Consider the following 543-nt stretch of genomic DNA (forward strand, 5'->3'; position numbering starts at 1 on the left):
CCCGGTATCGCGGCGAGCAGTCCGGTCAGGGCGGTACGGTCGGCGACGTCGCAGGCCGCGACAGTCACTTCCGCGCCCAGGGCGGCGAGTTCCGCACGCAGTTCGCCGGCACCGGGGGCGTCGGGGCCGCTGCGGCTGGTGAGCAGCAGATGCCCCGCACCGTTGCGGGCCAGCCACCGGGCCACATGCGCGCCCAGCGCGCCGGTACCACCGGTGACCAGAACCGTCCCCCCGGGCCGCCAGTCACGGACCACCGGGCTACGGTCCAGCGGGGCCCGCACCAGCCGCCGTACGAACACTCCCGCGGGCCGCAGCGCGAGCTGGTCCTCGTCACCGGCCGCCGCGAGCACGTCCGCCAGACGCCTCAGCGACCGTTCATCGGCCTCGTCACCGGCCGCGGACGGCAGGTCGAACAGACCACCCCACCGCTCACCGTGCTCCATCGATGCCACCCGGCCCAGGCCCCACACCAGCGCCTGCTCCGGGTTCTCCAGCCGCTCGGAGGGGCTGACGGAGACCGCGCCGCGGGTGGCGCACCACAGC

At 75.5% G+C, this 543-nt stretch carries 1 protein-coding gene; it reads right to left on the reverse strand.

The window, feature by feature from the left end; translation table 11 throughout:
- Nucleotides 1-543 (reverse strand): SDR family NAD(P)-dependent oxidoreductase (locus LMU33_RS40895; protein ID WP_228627195.1); only part of this gene is annotated, 543 nt, incomplete at both ends.

This window comes from Streptomyces barringtoniae, from assembly GCF_020819595.1.
GTDB classification, from domain to species: domain Bacteria; phylum Actinomycetota; class Actinomycetes; order Streptomycetales; family Streptomycetaceae; genus Streptomyces; species Streptomyces barringtoniae.